This is a genomic window from Microbulbifer sp. ARAS458-1, assembly GCF_045348205.1.
Lineage (GTDB): Bacteria > Pseudomonadota > Gammaproteobacteria > Pseudomonadales > Cellvibrionaceae > Microbulbifer.
Genome location: NZ_CP155838.1, coordinates 1,909,596 through 1,931,296, shown reverse-complemented (window position 1 = coordinate 1,931,296; position 21,701 = coordinate 1,909,596). Strand labels below are relative to the sequence as shown.

Sequence of the window (21,701 nt, the reverse complement as noted above, 5' to 3'; positions counted from 1 at the left end):
GGAGCCTGAACCAATGAGCGTACTTCTCGACATCAGTCACATCGATATGGAATTCCCGACCCCCAAGGGCCCATTCACCGCCCTGCGGGACGTCGACCTGAAAATTGCCCAGGGGGAGTTTGTCTCCCTGATCGGCCACTCCGGCTGCGGCAAATCCACCGTACTCAATGTGGTTGCCGGCCTCTACCAGGCCACCCGCGGCGGCGTGATCCTCAATGGCAAGGAAGTCACCGAACCGGGCCCGGAGCGTGCAGTGGTCTTTCAAAATCACTCTCTGTTGCCCTGGCTCACCGCCTATGAGAATGTGGAACTGGCGGTCAAACAGGTTTTTGGCAACAGCAAATCCAAAGCTGAGATGCGCGAGTGGATCGAGCACAATCTTGATCTGGTGCACATGAGCCACGCTCTGCACAAGCGCCCGAATGAAATTTCCGGTGGTATGAAGCAGCGCGTGGGTATCGCCCGCGCCCTGGCCATGCAGCCCAAAGTATTGCTGATGGATGAACCCTTTGGCGCACTGGACGCATTGACCCGCGCACATATGCAAGACTCCCTGATGGAGATTCAGGCGGAGCTGAACAACACCGTAATTATGATCACCCACGATGTGGATGAGGCCGTATTGTTATCGGACCGCATTGTGATGATGACCAACGGTCCCGCCGCCACCATCGGAGAGATTCTCGACGTTGATCTTGAGCGCCCGCGCCACCGCCTGGAACTGGCGGACGACCCGCTCTACAACCAGTATCGCTCCAAGGTACTGAAATTTCTGCACGAACGGCACAGTAAGCCCGACGTTCCCGTCAAAAAAACCGTTGCCAAACCCCTGCAGACGACAGAAAACACCACAACAGGTCACGCGCAGAAAGAAGCGGTGGAAGACGCCGCCTGATTTTATTGCGCCTTGCTGACTTGGCTTTTAATCTCCGCAACAGGAAAACAATATGAAAAATCAGACTCTCATTTCCCAATTCTCACTGCGCAAGAACCTGCTCGCGCTCACCATAAGCACCATAGCTGCAGCACCGGTCTTCGCCCAGGAAATGTCCGAGCAGCAGGCACCGGAGGTGAACAGCTTCGCTGATGCTCTGGCTCAAGGTGATGTATCCCTGGGCTTCCGCGCCCGCTCTGAATTCGTGGATGTGGACGGCAGTAATGTGGATCTGACCAGCCTGCAGACACGTCTTACATTTACTTCCGCAGCCTATGCAGGTTTCAGCACCCTGATCGAAATGGACGACGTCACGCATATTACGGAATTCGAAGGCGGTGTGGGCGATCCGGAGGGTACCGAAGTGAACCAGGCTTACCTGGCCTACGCTACTGGCACCACCACCTTCAAATACGGTCGTCAACGCATCCTGCTGGATAACCAGCGCTTAGTTGGCGGTGTCGGCTTCCGTCAGAATGAACAGACCTACGATGCCTTCAGCGTTACCAACACCAGCCTCGCCGACACCACATTGTTTCTGGCGCGAGTCAGAAACGTGAACCGAATTTTTGGCGAGGATAGCCCGGTGGGCGATCATACCAATGATACCTATCTGCTGAATGGTAAGTACGCGGGGCTTTCCGCCGGCACGCTCAGCGGTTATGCCTACCTGATCGACAACGAGGATGCAGCGGCCTTCTCCACCGACACTTACGGTGTGCGCTTTGCCGGAGGCAAGGGCGACCTCTCCTATGCGCTGGAATATGCCACCCAGTCCTCCGCGGCAAACAACCCTGCAGACTACGATGCGGATTACCTCCTGGCAGAAGGTAGCTACAAGCTGGGAAGCATCACCATTTCCGGCGGCTACGAACTACTGGGTGCGGACGGCGCGAACGGACAGTTCATCACCCCCCTGGCCACCCTGCACAAGTTTCAGGGCTGGACCGATCAATTTCTCGGTGGAGGTACCGGAAACATCGTAGGCGGTATTGAGGACGTGTACATTTCCGCAGGTACCAGTCTCGCCGGCGTCAAGTTTGCACTCAATTACCATCAGTTGAGCTCCGACGACAGCGGTGTATCCGGTATGGATAAACTGGGAAGCGAAGCGGGCTTTCTCGTGGCGGGCACCCTTTCCGGTGTCAATCTCAGCCTGAAATACAGCGCGTACAGTGCGGACGATTTCAGTGTGGACACCGACAAACTCTGGCTTACCGCTGCGACAAAATTCTAAAGGGAAGCAACCACTCACAGGGTTTAACCTGAGTCACTCGTTGAGTATTTACCCGGCCGCAAGGCCGGGACTTTTTCTTCTTCCCTATATCCCTCCCTTTCTCATCCATTTTTCAGTCAGGAAAGAGAGTATGAAATCCGTTTTCTCCCTGTTTCTGTTATTTGTAGTGGGCACCGCGCCGGTATTTGCAGCCAAAGCGGAAGCACCGGCTGATCCGGCCAATGTCGGATTCAGCATGGGCGATGCCATCAATATCGCCGGACGCCAGAGGATGCTGTCTCAGCGTATTACACAGTCCTATATTCTAAGGGGTGTACAGCCGTCGGTAGACAAGCACCGTCAGGTTTTTGAGCGCTCCATGGCAGAGTTCGAGCGTAATCTCGGGCGACTCACCAACTTTGAACCGGCGAAACCGCTCGCCAATACCTTGCGACAGGTTCAGCAAGAGTGGGATGCTTTTGCGGAAGTTGCCCGGCAACCGGTGAATAAAACTACTGCTGCGCAGCTGTTCCAGCGCAGCAATACTCTATTACCTGCAGCCCACACCTACGTGATGCGCCTGCAGGCACTGGCCGATCACAGCAGCGCCGAACTGGTTAACGTATCCGGCCGACAGCGTATGCTGTCTCAGCGTATCGCAAAAAATTATGTTGCCCAGTATTGGGGGGTGGCCGGCAGCGACGGCACGCGTTTACTGTACGAGGATCTGGCGGAGTTCGAGCAGATGCTGACCTTTCTACTGGAAAGCCCGCTGAATACACCAGATATCACCCGCAATCTGCTGAAAACCCAGGGGCACCTGCATTATGCCAGCCGCGGATTTGATGGGGAGATGCAGATATCGGAGGCGCGGCAGATTCATGTCATCACCGGTACCACCGACATCATGTTGCGCAACATGAACATAATTACCGGTCAGTACGCGCAGTTATTAAACGCGGTGGAACTTGCCGCCCGCTGATTACAAGCTCGCGAGTATGTGCTGAGCAAACTCATGCACTCTTCGGTGATCCGAAGCGAACAGCTGCTGTGTCTTGCCTCCACCGACAGGGTGCCCCATTTCCCAATGAACCAATCGCGAATCAATCATTGCCCCATAGAGACAAGGCACAGCAGATGTTCCTTCAGGCCGCGCCCCACATGGCTACTTGGCAGTGGACATATAGATGATCAGCGCCGCATAGTCCTCATCGGAACAGTGGAAACAAAGCCCTGCGGGCGGCATTGCATTGAAGCCATCCCGGGCGTGCTTCACCATGGTATCCATGCCCTTGGCAAGGCGCGGTTTCCAGGCTTCGGCATCCCCGGTGACGGGCGCACCCACAAGGCCTTTTTCATGACAGCCTCCGCAGGTCTGCTGATAGGTTTCCAACAGCTTGGGGGAGATATGCACGGTATCCACTTCCGCGACTGGCTGTGTTTCCACCTCTTCGACGGCCACTTCCTGGGCAGGCTTTTCGGAGATGGACATCTCTTCTGAGGATTTTTCACCACAACCAAAGAGCAATGAACCAAGCGTGAATGCGACAAGAACCCGGAGAAAAGTATGAACAGACAAGATACGCCCTCTATTTATTGTTGGTACAGCTCCGTTGTACTGGTTATCCACAAACAGGGCAAGTGCTGCTTCCTGATAGTGTGAGGGCACGCCACTCCAGGCTGCCAGCCTCGAATAACTGCAGCTTATTCAGGCTGCTCACCGGTAAACCCACCAGTATTTTGATCGCCTCCAGAGCCTGAGTACTCCCCATTACCCCCAGTGCGGGGCCAATCACACCGACGGTTGAGCAGTTATCCACTTCCGGCAAATCACTCTGCGTCGCCGTTGGCGGAAACAGGCATGCATAACAGGGACTGGACTGTAAGCGAAAATCGAAGCTTACCAGTTGTCCGGAAAATCCCCGTACTGAAGCCATTATCACTGGGACTCTCTGCGCACGGCAGGCGCGATTGATACTGTGCCGTATCTTCAGGTTGTCGGTGCAGTCCAGTACCAGATCGAAAGACTGCTGGGATAGCAATTCGGTGAGCCAGCCCTCATCGGCCATACGGCAATGTGCGTAGATACGGATTTCGGGATTGGCGGCGGTCAGCTGCTGCGCCGCCACCTGGGCCTTGTCCTTTTCCCGGTGATTGGTTTTGTAAAGCACCTGACGCTGCAGGTTGGAAACCTCTACCTTGTCGCCATCCACCAGGTGCAGCTCACCGATACCTGCAGCGGCCAGATACAGTGCCGCCGGGCTGCCAAGGCCACCGAGGCCGATCACCAGGACCCGCGCTGCGCCCAACTTCTCCTGCCCCGCTTCACCGATCTGCGGCAACATGATCTGGCGGCTGTAACGCTGTAGCTGTTTACGACTCAACACGGCTCGGTTTCTCTCGGCAAGATTTCAACGAATCAATAGCTATTGATCGATCACTGCACGCAATTGTGCCACAGCGGCGCGGTAGTCGGGGGCCCGGGTTATCGCCGTCACCACCGCGATACTGCCCACGCCGCTTGCGGCCACCGCCGGTGCCCGCTCAAGGTTAATACCGCCAATGGCCACCAGTGGATAATCCGGCAGCAGGGCCGCCATCCGGGTCAGCTTCCGGGGCCCTTGCAATTGTCCACTCATATCCTTGGTATTGGTGGCGTAGATGGCGCCGATGGCCAAGTAGCTGGGCCGATATTGATAGGCATAGAGCAATTCGAAAAAGCCGTGGGTGCTGATACCGAGCTTGAGCCCCGCCTCTCGGATCACCTTCAGATCTGCGGTCTGCAGATCTTCCTGCCCCAAATGCACACCGTAAGCCCCGCACTCAATGGCGAGCTGCCAATAGTCGTTGATAAACAGCCGCAGATCGTAGCGGCGACCAATGGCGACGGCGCGCTCAATCTGCTCTTTCAGGTCGCGGCCCGGATCCTTGATGCGCAACTGCAGCGTGCGCACCCCCTCCTCCGCCAGTTTCTCGATCCACTCCACGGTTTCCACAACCGGGTAAAGCCCAAGCCGATGAGAATCCGGCTGCGCGAACTCGGCGGCAAACGTCGCAGCCGCTTTCTCATTAAAGACTCCGAATGATTTCGCGCGCCCGCTGCCGGCGACCAGCACCTCGGGAAAGTCCTGCAATTCTGTGGGCCAGCCACAGTGCCCCACCGGGCCGGGGCCCGCACCGATATGATCGCTGTCGCCCAGGCGCAGCCCGCGGCGCACATAGGCATTGGCCACCACGCAGGCGTCTTTCAGCGGGTAGCCCAGCGCCAGTAATGCCGCGATCGCCGAAGACAGGGTGCAGCCGGTACCGTGGGCATCGGGAGTATCGATTTTTTTGCCGATCAGCCAGTCATTACTGGAATTCTCACCGGACCCTGAGCAAAGCAAGTCTGCCGTGGTGCCCGGCTCTAATTCAAAGTGGCCGCCGGTCACCAACAGTGCAGCACTGTGATTACCTCGCACTTTATGCGCGGCCTCGAGAATTGCCACAGCGTTATCAACGTCAGTTGCCGCCAGCCATTCCAGCTCGATACTGTTGGGTGTGATCAGATCGCACAGGGGCAACAGTTCCGTCAACACGGCGGCACCGGTGCTGCCTTCGGTCAACTGCGCGCCGCTGGTGGCGACGGCCACCGGATCGTAGATCACCGGGATGGACTCGCCTGCGGATTTCAGCGCACGCAGAAATTTCGCCACCAGGCGAACCTGCCCGGCGTTTGCCAGCAGGCCGATCTTGATGGCCGCCGGTTTGAGGTCGGCGTGCAATGCATCCAGCTGGGATTTCAGCACTTCATCGGATACCGCATTGATCGCCGGTACACCGAGGGTGTTCTGGGCGGTATTGGCGGTGATGGCGCTGCAACCGTGCACACCGAGATCGTGCATGGTGAGCAGGTCCGCCTGAATACCCGCACCGCCGCCGGAATCGCTGCCGGCAATGGTCCATACGATGGGGCGATGGTGTCCGGTACCGCTCATACCTTCTCCCCATTTTCTGCGCTGATCGTCTGCTGCCAGAACGGCATGTCCAGCGTCGGTGTACTGGGGCTGGCAGTCTGGCGTTTGAGCATCAGTCCCGCATTGCGCGCGGCGCGGCCGGACTGCACGGCGAGCCTGAAGGACTCCGCCATCAGTACCGGATTCTGCGCCTTGGCGATGGCGGTGTTTAGCAAGACTGCATCAAATCCCATCTCCATGGCTTCGCAGGCCTGGGAGGGTGCGCCAATACCAGCGTCGATAATCAGCGGAGTGTCCGGCAGGCGTTCGCGCAGGGTTTGCAGATTGTATTTGTTCATCAGACCGCGACCGGTGCCGATGGGGGAGCCCCAGGGCATCAGCACTTCGCAACCCACGTCCAGCAGCTTGCGGCACACAACCAGGTCGTCGGTGCAATAAGGCAGCACCTTGAAGCCGCGCTGCACCAGTTCCCGCGCAGCTTCGATCAGTCCGAAGGGGTCTGGTTGCAGGTTGTAGTCGTCGCCGATCACTTCCAGTTTGAGCCAGTCAGTGCCGAAAATTTCCCGGCTCATTTCTGCCAGTGCGATCACTTCTTTAGGGGTTTTGCAGCCGGCGGTATTGGGCAATAACTGGCAGCCGGATTCCTGGATATAGTCCCAGATTATTTTGCCCTGCTGCTGAGCTGGGCTCTGGCGGCGCAGGGACAGGGTGATGATTTCCGATCCAGAGGCGGCGACAGATTCGCGCATGATCGCCGGCGACGGATAGAGTGCGGTGCCCACCAGCAAACGGCTGTGGAATTCTTTTCCGTAGAGTTTCAGTTTATCGGCCATGTGCTCTCTCCTTTCAGCCGCCTACTACCGGGGCGACGATATCCAGGCTATCGCCGGCGTTCAGCGATGTCTGTTCGTAGGTTGCCCGGGGAACGAAATCGCCGTTGACGGCAACGGCAAAGGTCTCGCCGCTGTAGCCCAATTTTTGCAATACTTCAGACAATGTTTGTGCACTGTCAAAGTTTTTTGTTTCGCCATTGACCAGTAGTTGCATCAGGTCACCTGTTGTGTCGCTTGAGTTAATCTGGAAATTTCAGTTTCGGTCTGGATTACCAGTGCGGGGCCCAGCAGGTAGCCGTGGCGGAAAAGGCCGTTGATTCGGATGAGGCCCGGTTCGCTTTCCACTACCGGCAGGTTGTCCATGGTTGCCGGGCGGCAGTTGACGCGGGTTTCGATGACGCGGGCCTCGGCGAATGCGGGGTGAATCGAATAGAGTGCGCTGGAGAGTTCCATGGTGGAGCGCAGGGATATGGGACTCATATCTTCGCTTTCAATTTCGGTGGCGCCGATGACGGTCTGGTTGTTGGCTCTGGGTACCGCGTAGAGTTGGTATCTGGGGTGCAGCAGGCGCACGGGGCGGTTTAGTTGCACTTCCGGGGTTTCTACGACCATGACTTCGCCGCGGACGCCGCGCAGGCGACTGATCTGATTTTTTGCACCGAGGCCGCGGGTATCGATGACCAGGTCGAAGTGTTCGCTGCCGTTTTTGGTTTGGATTATTTCGGGGGTGCAATCTACCGGGGTGTTTTCGTAGATTTCGATTTTGTTTTGCTTGATCGCTTTGAGCAGCGCGGGCAGTAGTTTGCGATTGTCGATGTCGGCCTCAGAAGAGAGGTAAAGGCCTTGGTCGAAGCGGTCTAGTTCGGGCTCCAGGTTTCGTAGGGAGTTATTGTCTAGCCATTGCAGTTGGTCGCGATTCTCTGGGCCCAGTTTTGCGTTGAGTTCCTGTTGGAATTGAAGGAGTTCGTTGCGATCTTGTGGGTGGGCGATGAGGATGCTGCCCTTCTCGCGGTAATCGACGTTAGTGCCGGTGGTTTGTTCCAGTTGGCTTCCCCAGCTTGGCCAGTGTTGCAGGCTTTGCATACCCAGTTGGTAGACTGGAAGTGGACAGTGGAACAGTTCCGACAGTGGAGAGATCATGCCGGCGGCGGTGTGGCAGGCGCCCGCAGGTTTTTCCAGGCTACCGGATTCGAACAGGGTTACTTGGTGGCCTTTTTCAGACAAACGCCAGGCTAGAAGGCGGCCCATTAGGCCAGCTCCTGCAATTCCAATCTTTAATTTGGCTTGTGCCACGTTTTAATTCCGGGGTTCGTGCTCGGGCAACTCGGGGCGGCAGCGCTACGGGTAAGCCTTTGCCAGACACGAGCTAGGCGCCCCCCCTCAACCCATTCATGGGGGCTCTTCTGCGAGGTCCCTCTCGCAGAAGGTCTGGCAAAGGCTTACCCGCACCACTGCCTTCGCATCAAGTTCTGCTATTTCGATCAATCTCGGAAGGAATCGCTGAAAAGCGTAGCGAGCGGGTGGCTGGTGGTGGCCGCCGGAGCGCAGTAACCGGAGCGTACTTGCAGTACGTGAGGATTACGAGCACCGCCGGACGCCGCCAGGCGCACGCGCAGTAGCTTTTCAGTGATTCCTTATCCCTTGTGGTAAATCTCTGCACCTAGTTCTTTGAACTTGATGGACATTTCTTCCATTCCTTTGTTCGCTTCTGCTTCCTGTTTTGCAGCCTCTAGCTTTTTGGAATAGTCACGGACGTCCTGAGTGATTTTCATCGAGCAGAATTTCGGGCCGCACATGGAGCAGAAGTGGGCGACTTTGCCGGATTCTTTGGGCAGGGTTTCGTCGTGGTACATGCGCGCGCGTTCGGGGTCGAGGCCGAGGTTGAATTGGTCTTCCCAGCGGAATTCAAAGCGGGCCTTGGAGAGGGCGTCGTCGCGTTTGTAGGCTCTTGGGTGGCCTTTGGCGAGGTCGGCGGCGTGGGCGGCGATTTTGTAGGCCATTAGGCCTTCTTTTACGTCTTCTTTATTCGGCAGGCCGAGGTGCTCTTTGGGAGTCACGTAACAGAGCATGGCGCAGCCCATGCTGCCGATCATGGCGGCGCCGATGCCGGAAGTGATGTGGTCGTAGCCGGGGGCGATGTCGGTGGTCAAGGGGCCCAAGGTATAGAAGGGAGCGCCGTGACAGTGTTCGAGCTGCTCGTCCATGTTTTCTTTGATCTTGTGCATGGGCACGTGGCCGGGGCCTTCGATCATGGTCTGGACGTCGTGTTTCCAGGCGATTTCGGTGAGTTCGCCAAGGGTGCGCAGTTCGCCGAACTGGGCTTCGTCGTTGGCATCGGCGATACAGCCGGGTCGCAGGCCGTCGCCCAGTGAGAAGCTGACGTCGTAGGCTTTTAGGATTTCACAAATATCTTCGAAGTGGGTGTAGAGGAAGTTTTCTTTGTGGTGGGCGAGGCACCATTTGGCCATGATGGAGCCGCCGCGGGAGACGATGCCGGTGACGCGTTTGGCGGTCAGTGGTACGTAGCGCAGCAGTACACCTGCATGAATGGTGAAGTAGTCGACGCCCTGCTCTGCCTGTTCGATCAAGGTATCGCGGAATACGTCCCAGTTGAGGTCTTCGGCGACGCCGTTCACTTTTTCCAGGGCCTGATAAATCGGTACGGTGCCGATGGGTACCGGGCTGTTGCGCAGGATCCATTCCCGGGTTTCGTGAATGTTCTGTCCGGTGGACAGATCCATGACGGTGTCACCGCCCCATTTAATGGACCAGACAAGCTTTTCCACTTCTTCTTCAATGGAAGAGGTTATCGCGGAGTTGCCGATGTTGGAGTTCACTTTACACAGGAAGTTGCGGCCGATGATCATCGGTTCCAGTTCTGTGTGGTTGATATTCGCGGGAATGATCGCACGGCCTTCGGCGACTTCGCGGCGGACGAATTCCGGGGTGATCTGCGGTGGGATATAGATACCGTCGCGGGCTTTCTGATAGTCCTTATCAGTCAGCTGCTCGGCCAGCTGTGCGCGCCCCATATTTTCGCGGATGGCGATAAATTCCATTTCCGGGGTGATGATGCCCTGGCGGGCGTAGTGCATCTGGGAAACATTTTTACCGGGCTTGGCTTTGCGCGGCGCAGGCAGGTTGTCAAACCGGATATGGTCGAGCCCCTGGTCGGCCATGCGTTTCTGGCTGTAGGCGGCCTGACGGGTGTCGAGAATTTCGGTATCGCCGCGGTCTTCGATCCACTGTTGGCGCAGTTTGGGCAGGCCTTCGCGGACGTTGGGTTTGAAGTCGGGATCGGAGTATGGGCCGGCGGTGTCGTAGACCTGCAGGGGTTCGTTGGGTTCGAATACAGGGTTGGCTTCGTCTCCACCTACCAGAGACTGGCCGAGGCAGATCTCGCGTACGCCGACCTTGACGCCTTCGCGTTCCCCCTGCAAATAGACTTTGCGAGAGTTGGGGAATTGCTGGGCGGTTAGGTTATCGAGAAATTCTTTGGCGCTTTGCTGTTGTTCGGCACGGCTTTTCTTATCCGCTTTATTGGTTGTAATTTTTGCTTCGGCGACTTGAGACATGCTGACCCCTTGCGTCCTGTTGGGACGTTCCGTGGATGGTATCCGTGAGTGGATTGCCGGGGCAGAGGGGAGAGCGGGTTTCGGACGCAGAGATTTAAAACTCAGTTTAAATCCGGATTCAAACGTGCGTACGAAATGTAGCGAATTCAGATCTTGTTCCCTACGCGGGGGTTACCCCGATCAGGTTCAACGGATCTCGCAACAGCGATCTCAGCCCTAAGGCACTCCGACAAGTTGGAGCCGAGTATAGAGGTAATTTGAGAGGAAGGACAAGTCTTTGGGGCTTGTCTTTGAATTCGAGGGTTTGGTTTTGCGCCGCTCGAGTTGTGCGCTCCGGAGGTTCTTTGAGCTTCGTAGCTCACCCGCTGGCGATGCCGCCACCAGGTATTGGCTCGCAAGACACGCCGTAAACCCATCCATGGGGGCTCTTCCACGAGGTCCCTCTCGCGGAAGGTCTTGCGAGCCAATACCCGGCGTCGACACCTTCGATTTAGACCGCTGACTTCGGAATGATTAGATCACCAATGTTTTCTGGTAGCTCATTTCTCGGATGGCGTAACTCACACCTTCTCTGCCCACGCCACTTTCTTTTACGCCACCGAATGGAAAGTGTTCAGCGCGGAAGCCGGGGCCATCGTTGACGGCGAGTAGGCCTACGTCCAGCTGGTTGTAGAGGCGTTTGGCTAGGGCGAGGTTTTGGGTGAATACACCGGCCTGCAGGCCAAATGGAGAGCTGTTGATCAGCGAGATCAGCTCCGCTTCATCGTCAAATTTCCGCAGCGGCACTACCGGACCGAAGGTTTCTTCCGCAACCAGTTCGGCGTCGTCGGGGACGTTGTCGAGGATGGTTGGCCAGAGGATATTGCCTTCGCGCTTGTGGCCATAAAGTACCCGTGCGCCTGCTTTCACTGCGGATTCGATGCGTGCTTCCACTTCGTCGGCAGCGGCGGTGTGAATCAGTGGGCCAATAAATGTGTCGTCCTGCATTGGATCGCCGACGTTGAGATTGGAGGTGGCGATAATGAGTTTGTTGCTGAAGGAGTCAAATACGTCGCTGTGCACGAACAGCCGTTTGGCGGCGGTGCAGCGCTGACCGGCGGTGGCGAAGCGTTGATTGATGGTGGCGTTGACTGCGGCGTCGAGGTCGGCGCCGGGCATGACGATCAATGGGTCGTTGCCGCCGAGTTCAAACAACATTTTTTTGTAACCGGCGTTCTTCGCGATGGCATCGGCTGCGGCGGTGCCGCCGGTGAAGTTGATGGCCTGGATCTCCCGGTGAGAGACCGCGTAACTGGTCGCCTCGATATCCGGAATCAGCATCTGCAGTACAGATTTTTCCATGCCGGCGGCATAGCAGAGTTCAACCAGCAGTTCCGCAGAGCGTTTGTTTTGCGGGCCGGGCTTGAACAGGATGGTGTTGCCGGCGGCGAAGGCCGGGCCGATTTTATGCACGGCAATGTTGATCGGAAAATTGAACGGGGTAATACACAGTACGGTGCCGAGTGGCTTCCACAGTACCACGCCGATTTTTTCGCGCATGGGCGGGAAGGCGTCGGAGTCAAGGGCTTCACCGTTGATGTTGCGGGCTTCCATGGCACTGGACAGGGCCGTGTTGTAGGCGCGGTCGATTTCGATACGGCTGTCACCGATGGTTTTGCCGGTTTCTTCGCATATCAGGCGTGCCAGATCTTCTTTGCGCTCCAGAATCAGTTGGGCAAGTTTCAAAAGGATATTGGAGCGTTCAAACGCCGGGGTGGCCTGCTGGATTTTGCGGCCAGCAACCAGGGATTGAATAGCCTCTTCCACCTGCTCTTTGCTGTGAAAATCGTAGGCTTCGATCTGCTCGCCGCTGTACGGGTTGATAATCTGATAGTCGGCCATGGTGTTTACCTACTTTTGTTCGTCCTAAATCGCCGGGGCAACCAGCTGATAAATAATACGTGCGCCGGCGATCAGCAGTGCCGCGCGCATAAGATTGAAAAAGACTTCGCTGTTAATCCGGTTCAACAGTGCGATACCGACCCGAGTGCCGATCACCGCGGCAATGGTCAGCAGAAGAATCAGTCCTAGATGTTCGGAAAATGCAAAACCGAGATAAATAAATGCGGGCACCTTGAGCGCGTGGCACCAGGCCTGCATCACCGATTTGTTCGCCACGATTTCCTTCGGCGTCATATCTTTACGCACAAAGAACGCGGCCAATAGCGGGTCTACCGCGCCGGCCACAATACCCAGAGTGCCGGTGGCGATGCCTACCCAGAAAAAATTGCGCGGTTTCAAACGGATTTCTGGCAATTTTTTCGGTTTGAACACCGTATAGAAAATCAAAACCGCCAGCAGCACCAGCGGCAGTTGTTGCCAGTCGAGATTCGCCAGCCCCAGGGTCATGGCCGCGGAGCCCAGGGTACAGCCGATAAAGAACGAAATGCACTGGTCCCAGCGGATATGCTCGCGCACATAGACCACACGCGCGAGGTTGTTCATCAGTTGGACCGCACCGTGGATCGGTACCAGGGCGCGCAGGGGGATCACCACATTGAGCGCGGCGAACATAAGGATACCGCCGGCACCGCCGGTCACCGCGGAGATAAACGCACTGACCACGCAGACAAGCAGCAGTAACCCGAGGGCAAGGCCGGGGCTCTGGTCTGGCATCAGGCTTAACAGCGAACCCAACTCCGCCAAGGACTACCCCCACGCTTTGAACAGTGATTATTATCGCGCCGATCCCGAGTACTTATGGGTGAAACTCGCAGTGATTCGATCGGTTTTTGAGCGATGGCCAGTCTAGCCGTAAGGACAGCTTCAAACCCAGTAGTCCCGGGCCTGAAGCTGGTTATTTGAGGACGAGAAAGAATGCACGGACATAAAAAAACCGGCACAGACGCCGGTTTTTTATGTCCTGAAGAAGTGTTGGCTTCAGCCTACGACGTTACCGTAGCTCATCAGACGCTGGTAGCGCTTCTCCAGCAACTCATCCAGAGGAATCGCGGTCAGCTTATCCAGCTGTTCAGACAGGCGATCACGCAGGCGCGCCGCCATCAGATCCGGATCGCGGTGTGCACCACCCAGCGGCTCAGGCAGCGTCTCGTCCACAATACCCAGCTCTTCCAGCACACTAGAAGTCACCCCCATGGCCTCGGCTGCCAGCGGCGCCTTCTCCACGGTCTTCCAGATAATGTTCGCGCAACCTTCCGGCGAAATCACAAAGTACGTGGAGTACTGCAACATATTCAGCTGGTCACCCACACCAATGGCGAGCGCGCCACCGGATGAGCCCTCGCCAATTACCGTACAGATAATCGGCGTACGCAGACGGGACATCACCGCCAGATTCTTGGCGATCGCCTCGGAAATTCCGCGCTCCTCACTGTCGATACCCGGATAGGCCCCGGGGGTGTCGATCAGTGTCAGGACTGGCATCTTGAAGCGCTCCGCCATCTCCATGATGCGCTGCGCCTTGCGGTAGCCTTCCGGCTTCGGCATACCAAAGTTGCGCTTCACCTTCTCGTTGACACTGCGGCCCTTCTCCTCACCAATCACCGCCACCGGGCGGCCTTCCAGGCGACCGATACCGGCGATGATCGCCTTGTCGTCACCGAAGTGACGATCGCCGTGCAGCTCGTCCCAATCGGTGAAAATGCGCTCGATATAGTCCTTGGCGTAGGGACGCTGCGGGTGGCGGGCCACCTGCACGATCTGCCAGGGAGAGAGGTCGGAATACAGGGACTCGGTGAGCTTCTCGCTCTTTTCCCGCAGTCGGGTGATCTCTTCAGCGATGTTCAGGTCGTTGTCATCCCCGACGTGCTGAAGCTCCTTGATCTTGCTTTCCAGTTCCGCAATCGGCTGTTCAAACTCGAGAAAACTGAAGTTCATTTAATTCGCGCCTTGATAATTCTGTGGGCCTGCCAAATGTTGGAAAATGCGACCAAACTACCCCGAACGGTCGCAAACAGGCCTCGTCTACTGAAAATGGCGGCTAGCTTACCGGGATAGGACCACTCAGTCGAGTGCATGCGTTCACTTGACTAAATTCCGACAGTACAGAAAGCCTGAATCGGGAGACTGGTCGCGCAATACAAATCGCTTGGCGTAGCCTCGAGCGAAGGTGGCGATGCCGGGTGCGGTCTTGCGAGACCTTCACCGCCAAGGATGGCGGTGCAGAGCCCCCAGGGATGGGTGGACGGCGTGTCTCGCAAGACCGCACCCGGCAGCGCCACCGCCACCGAATGGCTCAAGTGAAAAATTACTGCCGTTGATTGTAGTTGAGCTGTACCCGCTCCCGGCCGATCACCTCCCGCAGGGACTGGATCAGCTGGTCATTTGGCTCCACTTTCCACTCATCCGCCAGGCGGAAGGTACCGCGCGCGTCGCTGCGCTCCACTTCCACCAGCACCGGGCAGGAGCCGCCCACATAGGGACGCAGGCAGGCGCTCAAACGCTGCCCCATCTTCGGCAATGCCTGAGCACTATCGATCTTGAGGGTCACCCCGATCACACTGCCACTGCGCAAATCGTCCAGCGTCGACACACTATTCACGCTCATCTTCAGGCCGCCGCTGTAATCGTCGTGGGAGATAGACCCCTCCAGCACCAGCAGCGCATCCTTCACCAGCTTCTCCCGGTGTTCCCCGAACGCCTCACTGAATACCGCCGCCTCGATCCGCGCACTGCGGTCATCCAGAGTCACAATCGCCATGGAATCACCGCGCTTGGTCTTCATCACCCGCATACCCACACACAGGCCCGCCACCTTCTGGTTTTCACGGCCCGGCTTCAGGTCCGCGATGCGCGCCTTCACCAGATGCTTCAGCTCATCTTCGTACTCGTCAATAGGGTGGCCTGTCAGGTACAGACCGAGGGTGTTCTTCTCGCCTTCGAGACGCTCGCGAATACTCCACGGACGCGCACTGCGGAAATCCTCGTACACATCCCCGTCGGACGCGGAGCGTACCACCTCGCCGAACAGATCCATCATACCGGCGCTATCGTTCTTGCTCTGCTGCTCGGCGGACTTCACCGCCTCATCCAGCGCGTTGAACAGCACCGCGCGCGAGTAATCCAGGCCATCGGCGCTGTTGGTATCCGGGCCGATACTGTCCAGGGCGCCGGAACGCACCAGCGCTTCCAGCGCGCGCTTGTTCACCTTGCGCGGGTCAATGCGGGAACAGAAGTCGAACAGATCGGTGAAAGGTCCATTCTGTTCGCGCTCGGCAATAATGTTGTCGATGGGGCCTTCCCCCAGCCCCTTGATCGCACCCAGACCGTAGATGATGCGGTTGTCCACATCCACCGAGAACTGATAAGTACCCAGATTTACATCCGGCGGTACCAGGTCCAGTTTCATGGCCCGGCACTCTTCGATAAAGGTCACCACCTTATCGGTTTTGTCCATATCCGAAGACATGGTGGCGGCCATAAACTGCGCCGGGTAATGGGCCTTCAGCCAGGCGGTCTGGTAGGACACCAGTGCATAAGCGGCGGAGTGAGATTTGTTAAAGCCGTAACCGGCAAACTTTTCCACCAGATCGAAGATCTTGATCGCGAGCTCCGGGTCGACTCCCTGCTCCTTCGCACCCTGCTCGAAAGTGGCGCGTTGCTTGGCCATCTCCTCCGGTTTTTTCTTACCCATGGCCCGGCGCAACATGTCTGCGCCACCGAGGGTGTAACCAGCGAGCTCCTGGGCAATCTGCATCACCTGTTCCTGGTAGACGATTACCCCGTAGGTAGGCTCCAGAATGGGTTTCAGTTTTTCGTGCTGGTATTTGGCATCCGGGTAGGCGACCTGCGCACGACCGTGCTTCCGGTTGATAAAGTCGTCCACCATGCCCGACTGCAGCGGGCCCGGACGGAACAGGGCCACCAGGGCGATCATATCCTCGAGGTTATCCGGCTGCAGGCGCTTGATCAGGTCCTTCATACCGCGAGATTCCAGCTGGAATACCGCGGTGGTCTCGGCGCGCTTGATCATGGCGTAGGTTTCGGGGTCGTCGAGAGGCAGCGCCTCGATCACCAGGGGCTCTTTGCCCTCCCGTGCGCGCTGCTCGTCCACCATCGCCTTGGCCCAGTCGATGATGGTCAGGGTCCGCAGCCCCAGGAAGTCGAACTTCACCAGGCCCGCGTCTTCCACATCGTTCTTGTCGAACTGGGTCACCAGGCCTGCACCGGTCTCGTCACAGTAGAGCGGCGCGAAGTCGGTGAGCTTTGTGGGAGCGATAACCACACCACCGGCGTGCTTACCCACGTTCCGCGCCACGCCTTCCAGCTGCAGCGCCATTTCCCAGATTTCCTGACCTTCCTCATCATTCTCGAGGAACTCCCGCAGCACCTCTTCCTGCTCAAACGCCTTGGCCAGGGTCATGCCCGGGTCCGCCGGGATCATTTTCGAGAGTTTGTCTGCAAGTCCGTAAGACTTGCCCTGCACCCGCGCCACATCCCGCACTACCGCCTTCGCGGCCATGGTACCGAAGGTGATAATCTGACTCACTGCATCGCGGCCGTAGTGATCGGCCACGTAGTTAATGACCTGATCGCGCTTTTCCATACAGAAGTCGACGTCGAAGTCGGGCATGGAAACCCGTTCCGGGTTCAGGAACCGTTCGAACAGCAGGTCGTACTGCAGAGGGTCAAGATCGGTAATTTTCTGCGAGTAGGCAATCAACGAGCCCGCACCGGAACCCCGCCCCGGCCCCACCGGAATATTGTGATCCTTGGCCCACTGGATAAAGTCCATAACAATCAGGAAGTACCCGGGGAACCCCATCTGGATAACAATATCCAGCTCAAAGCGCAGGCGGTCCTCGTAAACCTTTTTACGCGCCTCGTAGTCCGGCGCATTTTTGTCGAGGATGAATTCCAGACGTTCGTACAGTCCGTCGAACGAGACTTTTTCAAAGAATTCGTTTTCCGTCATTCCCTCGGGGATGGGGAATTGCGGCAGGAAGTATTTCCCCAGCTGAATCGGCGCAGAACAACGACGCGCGATTTCCACCGTATTCTCTAACGCTTCCGGAATATCCTTGAACAGCGCCAGCATCTCTTCCGGGGTGCGCAGGTACTGTTCAGATGAATAGCGGCGCTCGCGACGCGGATCATCCAACGCCCGGCCCTCCCGGATACACACCCGAACCTCGTGCGCCTCAAACTCGCTGTCTTCAATAAAGCGTACATCGTTCGTGGCGACGACCGGCAGATTCAGCCTGCCCGCCAGACCCACTGCCGCGTGCAGATATTCTTCATCACCCGGGCGACCGGTACGTTGCAGTTCAAGGTAGTAGCGGCCCGGGAAAATTCGCTCCCACTCCTGCGCCAGAGATTCCGCCTGTGCATTCCGCCCGGCAATCAGCGCCCGGCCAACATCACCGTACTTGGCCCCGGAAAGCATCAACACACCCTCCGATGCCTGCTCGATCCACTCCCGCTCCACAAACGCATGCCCGTGGTACTGCCCTTCCATCCAGGCGCGGGAAATCAGCTCGGTAATATTGCGGTAACCGGTGGTATTCATCGCATACAGCGTCAGCAGCGTAGGCTGCTCTTCCCCACCCTCCTTCAACCAGAAATCGGCCCCGGTAATCGGCTTCACCCCGGCGCCCATACAGCCCCGATAAAACTTCACCTGGCCGTAGAAATTCGTCTGGTCCGTAATCGCCACCGCCGGCATTTCCAGCTCGGCAACACGACCCACCAACGGCTTGATACGTACCAGGCCGTCGATCAGGGAGTATTCAGTGTGGATTCTTAAATGTACGAAGGGTTGGGTCATATTCTGTTCTATTTAATTTTGGCCCGGAGGTATTTTTAGCTCTGTTCCGGGAACGCACCGAGGGGCGGTAAGCCCTTCCGGGACACGAGCTAGGCGCCCCCCGTGAATACATCCATGTAGCTCTGCTCCGACATCCATGTCGGAGAAGGTCCCGGAAGGGCTTACCGCCCCTCGGTGCTTAGTGCAATTCTGGTAATTCGTTACTTCGTAAGCCCGAGAAATCTTATGCGCGTTTTTACTGACAAAGTAGTGCGGCCGAATGCGCAGGTGGAGTGCCGGGTGAAGGTTTTCAGGAGCGTCGCAAACAGGATGTTTGCGCCGCAGCGCCCAGGGATGGGTTCACAGCGGTCCTGAAAACCTCCACCCGGTGCTCCACCGCCACAAAAACAAATTCAGTCGGACCACCAAACCCGCTTCAATTCCACCGCCCGCTCGTGGCACAAACTCAATACCTGCTTTTTCTGAGCGTTAGACATCCGCCCCCACTGACTGATCTCAGTCCCGGAACGAAAACACCCCTCACAGATATCGTCACGATTCAACGCACAAACGGAAACACAAGGCGACTTCACCGGAAACTCAAACGCAGCCTCCGGCTCTTTATCCTTCACCTTGCTCCAATCACTCTCGCTCACTGCTTACCGCCTGAGGCATATCCACCTCCACCAACTCGTCTGCAAATCGCCGACCGTTGGCCACATAAATCTCACTGCTCGCCTTCAGCAACTCAAACGTCGCCTCATCCAGCGTCTTCACCACCTTACCCGGGCTCCCCAGCACCAGCGAAAAATCCGGAACCTCCGCATTCTCCGTCACCAGCGCATTCGCCCCGATAATGCAGCAGCGGCCAATCTTGGCCCCGTTCAGGACCACCGCATTCATCCCCACCAGCGAATACTCACCGATCTGGCAGCCGTGCAGCGTCACCTTGTGCCCCACCGTCACCCCGGTGCCCACCGTCAGTGGCACACCCGGGTCCGTATGCAACACAGAACCGTCCTGGATATTCGCCCGCTCACCAATAGTGATGAGGTCATTGTCCCCGCGAATCACCGCGTTGAACCACACCGAACTGTGAGGCTGCATCAGCACATTGCCGATCACCCGGGCGCCGGGCGCAATGTAGTGGCCCTCGCCTTCAAGGGTCGGCTGCTTATCGCCCAACCTGTACAGCATTTGATCTCCGGGAAACATTTAGTGGTGGTGGAATTCAGCCGGGCATTATCCCGCCCAGGGCTCCCGATTGCCACCCTGGAACAGCTGTGACTCACCGGACAGGCTAGCCGATTAACACGCCTTCCAACGCCAGCAAACGCGCCTTCATCTCCAGCCCGCCCGCATAGCCCGTCAGCCTACCGTCTGCGCCAATTACCCGGTGGCAGGGCACCACGATGGACAGTGGATTGGCCCCGTTGGCCCGCGCCACCGCGCGCACCGCTTTCGGATTGCCGATGGCCTCCGCCAGCTCCCGGTAACTGCGGGTTTCACCAAAGGGAATGGCACACAGCGCCTTCCACACCGATTGCTGAAACGGCGTGCCGGTAGCATCCATCGGCAGCTCAAATGACTGGATCTCACCACCAAAATAGGCCTCCAGCTGCGCTGCCGCTGTGTCTGTCAGCTCGGTGGCGCCACGCAGCCACTCTTCCTTCACCGGCAGCGGCCGCTTGCCCGCCTGCAGGTCGATCCCCACAAGCCCCGATTCACTGGCGGCGATACCGAGTTCACCAAATGCACTGGGGTAAATTTCATAGTGGATCATTTGGGCAACCTCTTCTTGGGCTTGGATTTGGAATTGGGTTTAGGTGTGGTTTTGAGGGACTGCCATAGTAAAAGAGCGGCGTAGGCCCGCCAGGGGCGCCAGGATTCTGCACGGGCCAGAGCCTGTTTCGGGGTTGCCTTGCGCTCACCATCGCCGAGGGCGATCAGGATTCCCAGGTCCGAGGCCGGAAAGGCATCCGGCATGGAGAGACCGCGCATGGCGGTGTAATGGGCGGTCCAGTCGCCAATACCGGGAAGAGCGGTCATTTGAACGCAAAAGCTCTCGAGATCCGCCGCATTGAAGTCGATATCGCCATTGAGTGTGGCCGCAACAAACGTCTGCAGGGTCTTTGCGCGGGTGCGGGTAACACCAATGTCAGAGAAGTCCGCATCGCGCAGCTGCTCCGCGGTGGGAAACAACAGCAGCGACTCGCCTTCTGGCCCGGTAAACGTCTCGCCGTAACGGCTCGCGACCCGTCCGGCAATGGTGGTGGCCGCAGCCACCGAAATCTGCTGACCGAGGATCGCGCGCAATGTGTATTCGAACGGATCCCAGGCACCGGGCAAGCGCACGCCGGGAGCCCCCTTCAGCACTTGCTTCAGAAGCGGATCCGTTTGCAAATGGCCGCGAATTTCATCACTGTCCGTATCCAGGTCAAACAGGCGACGCAGCTTCTCCCGCAGCGGATAAAGTACCGCTCCACAACCATCGCCGTAAACGCTGACCCGCAAGCGCTCCTTGTCGGGTTCGTGGGCCACCCGCAGCAACCCGCGCTGGCCGAGCAATTCGAAACTGCGCAGGTATTCCCCCTGTTCAGGATCATCACCGGCATCGACCTGCTCCACGCCCGGCAGGGTGCGCGCGGCGAAGAACGCCAGCAGCGCCGGCCAGTCGAACGGCGGCCGATAGCTCAGGTATATCCGGATGGGTTTTACACCGCGATCATTGGGCTGCGCTGACACCGACTCGCGGCGAACTTCACTAGGTGTTCGCTGATAAATTCCCTTAAAAACCCCGTTGAATCGACGCAGGCTATTAAAGCCCGCGGCGAACGCGATATCCCCCACCGGCAGACTGGTATCCCGCAGCAGGCTGAATGCGAATAGCGCCCGCTCCGTCTGCCAAACCTGCAACGGACTCAGGCCGATATGCTCTGCAAACAGTTTGCGTAGATAACGACTAGTGATACCGAGGCGCTCCGCCAGCTGCTCGATGGATTGAGCTTCCCGCTCCGCGCGCATCAGGTTTACCGCGCGCTGCACGGTGGTGGATACCAGGCCCCAGGCCGGGCTGCCGGGAGCAGCATCGGGCCGGCAGCGCAGGCAAGGCCGATAACCCGCTGCGGCGGCTTCTGCGGCGGTAAGGAAGTACTCGACGTTCTTCTCCAGCGGCGGACGCGCCGGGCAAATGGGTCGGCAGAAGATGCCCGTGGTTTTCACCGCGGTGTAGAAGCGGCCATCAAACCGCTTGTCGCGGGCGAGACGGGCAGAGTGGCAGATACCGGGGTCAGGTTTCACGTTCAGTTGATCTGTAGCTTGTACTGCCTCCAGTGTACGGACCGGATAACCCCCAAACTAGTCATATTCGGAACTGGCTGGCTATTCGCCCCCGAGGAACGAAAAAGCGGGCCATGAGGGCCCGCTCTGGAAAAGTTAGGATC

At 57.7% G+C, this 21,701-nt stretch carries 18 protein-coding genes and 1 riboswitch; of the genes, 3 read left to right on the top strand and 15 right to left on the bottom strand.

What is annotated here, in order from left to right:
- Positions 1–13 precede the first annotated feature (13 nt).
- From AAFH99_RS07965 to AAFH99_RS07955, 3 genes are all read left to right on the top strand, one after another.
- Complete coding sequence (locus tag AAFH99_RS07965; RefSeq protein ID WP_406829117.1) at positions 14–895, top strand: ABC transporter ATP-binding protein; 882 nt, start codon at positions 14–16, stop codon at positions 893–895.
- 52 nt (positions 896–947) lie between these two features.
- A complete protein-coding gene (locus AAFH99_RS07960) occupies positions 948–2,171 on the top strand; it encodes an alginate export family protein (RefSeq protein WP_051686997.1) in 1,224 nt (407 codons plus the stop codon).
- Positions 2,172–2,301: 130 nt separating this feature from the next.
- Positions 2,302–3,132 carry a type IV pili methyl-accepting chemotaxis transducer N-terminal domain-containing protein gene (locus AAFH99_RS07955; RefSeq protein WP_043317184.1) on the top strand — a complete coding sequence of 277 codons (831 nt, stop codon included), beginning with the start codon at positions 2,302–2,304 and terminating at the stop codon, positions 3,130–3,132.
- 183 nt (positions 3,133–3,315) lie between these two features.
- Here AAFH99_RS07955 and AAFH99_RS07950 read toward each other — a convergent pair whose 3' ends face one another.
- From AAFH99_RS07950 to AAFH99_RS07880, 15 genes are all read right to left on the bottom strand, one after another.
- Complete coding sequence (locus AAFH99_RS07950; protein WP_081847962.1) at positions 3,316–3,642, bottom strand: cytochrome c5 family protein; 327 nt, start codon at positions 3,640–3,642, stop codon at positions 3,316–3,318.
- A 130-nt stretch (positions 3,643–3,772) separates the two neighbouring features.
- Positions 3,773–4,537, bottom strand: a complete 765-nt coding sequence (locus AAFH99_RS07945; RefSeq protein ID WP_043317187.1) for a HesA/MoeB/ThiF family protein — start codon at positions 4,535–4,537, stop codon at positions 3,773–3,775.
- A gap of 39 nt (positions 4,538–4,576) precedes the next feature.
- Positions 4,577–6,127 (bottom strand): thiamine phosphate synthase, encoded by a 1,551-nt coding sequence (gene thiE, locus AAFH99_RS07940; protein ID WP_406829116.1) that lies wholly within the window; start codon positions 6,125–6,127, stop codon positions 4,577–4,579.
- Entirely contained in the window at positions 6,124–6,939 is an 816-nt protein-coding gene (locus AAFH99_RS07935) for a thiazole synthase (protein ID WP_043317189.1), read from the bottom strand. The genes thiE and AAFH99_RS07935 overlap by 4 nt, the downstream gene beginning before the upstream one ends.
- A gap of 13 nt (positions 6,940–6,952) precedes the next feature.
- The gene (thiS, locus tag AAFH99_RS07930; protein ID WP_043317190.1) at positions 6,953–7,153 is read right to left on the bottom strand and encodes a sulfur carrier protein ThiS; all 201 of its coding nucleotides are present in this window, start codon (positions 7,151–7,153) and stop codon (positions 6,953–6,955) included.
- Entirely contained in the window at positions 7,153–8,232 is a 1,080-nt protein-coding gene (gene thiO / locus AAFH99_RS07925) for a glycine oxidase ThiO (RefSeq protein ID WP_406829115.1), read from the bottom strand. The genes thiS and thiO overlap by 1 nt, the downstream gene beginning before the upstream one ends.
- Before the next feature lie 341 nt (positions 8,233–8,573).
- Positions 8,574–10,514: a phosphomethylpyrimidine synthase ThiC gene (thiC, locus tag AAFH99_RS07920; protein WP_043317192.1), complete on the bottom strand. Its 1,941-nt coding sequence runs from the start codon at positions 10,512–10,514 to the stop codon at positions 8,574–8,576.
- Between the two features lie 140 nt (positions 10,515–10,654).
- Positions 10,655–10,753, bottom strand: a riboswitch (TPP riboswitch).
- A 274-nt stretch (positions 10,754–11,027) separates the two neighbouring features.
- Positions 11,028–12,395, bottom strand: a complete 1,368-nt coding sequence (gene safD, locus AAFH99_RS07915) for a sulfoacetaldehyde dehydrogenase SafD (RefSeq protein ID WP_043317194.1) — start codon at positions 12,393–12,395, stop codon at positions 11,028–11,030.
- 24 nt (positions 12,396–12,419) lie between these two features.
- Positions 12,420–13,199 (bottom strand): sulfite exporter TauE/SafE family protein, encoded by a 780-nt coding sequence (locus AAFH99_RS07910; protein WP_156035165.1) that lies wholly within the window; start codon positions 13,197–13,199, stop codon positions 12,420–12,422.
- Between the two features lie 234 nt (positions 13,200–13,433).
- On the bottom strand, positions 13,434–14,390 hold the full coding sequence (locus AAFH99_RS07905) for an acetyl-CoA carboxylase carboxyltransferase subunit alpha (RefSeq protein WP_043317197.1): 957 nt from the start codon (positions 14,388–14,390) through the stop codon (positions 13,434–13,436).
- A 370-nt stretch (positions 14,391–14,760) separates the two neighbouring features.
- On the bottom strand, positions 14,761–18,279 hold the full coding sequence (gene dnaE, locus AAFH99_RS07900; RefSeq protein ID WP_406829114.1) for a DNA polymerase III subunit alpha: 3,519 nt from the start codon (positions 18,277–18,279) through the stop codon (positions 14,761–14,763).
- Between the two features lie 392 nt (positions 18,280–18,671).
- Positions 18,672–18,851: a DUF1289 domain-containing protein gene (locus AAFH99_RS07895; RefSeq protein ID WP_406829170.1), complete on the bottom strand. Its 180-nt coding sequence runs from the start codon at positions 18,849–18,851 to the stop codon at positions 18,672–18,674.
- Positions 18,852–18,900: 49 nt separating this feature from the next.
- Entirely contained in the window at positions 18,901–19,455 is a 555-nt protein-coding gene (locus AAFH99_RS07890) for a gamma carbonic anhydrase family protein (protein WP_406829113.1), read from the bottom strand.
- A gap of 103 nt (positions 19,456–19,558) precedes the next feature.
- On the bottom strand, positions 19,559–20,041 hold the full coding sequence (locus AAFH99_RS07885; protein WP_406829112.1) for a methylated-DNA--[protein]-cysteine S-methyltransferase: 483 nt from the start codon (positions 20,039–20,041) through the stop codon (positions 19,559–19,561).
- Positions 20,038–21,558: an AlkA N-terminal domain-containing protein gene (locus AAFH99_RS07880; protein WP_406829111.1), complete on the bottom strand. Its 1,521-nt coding sequence runs from the start codon at positions 21,556–21,558 to the stop codon at positions 20,038–20,040. Before AAFH99_RS07880 ends, AAFH99_RS07885 begins: the two co-directional genes overlap by 4 nt.
- Positions 21,559–21,701: the final 143 nt, after the last annotated feature.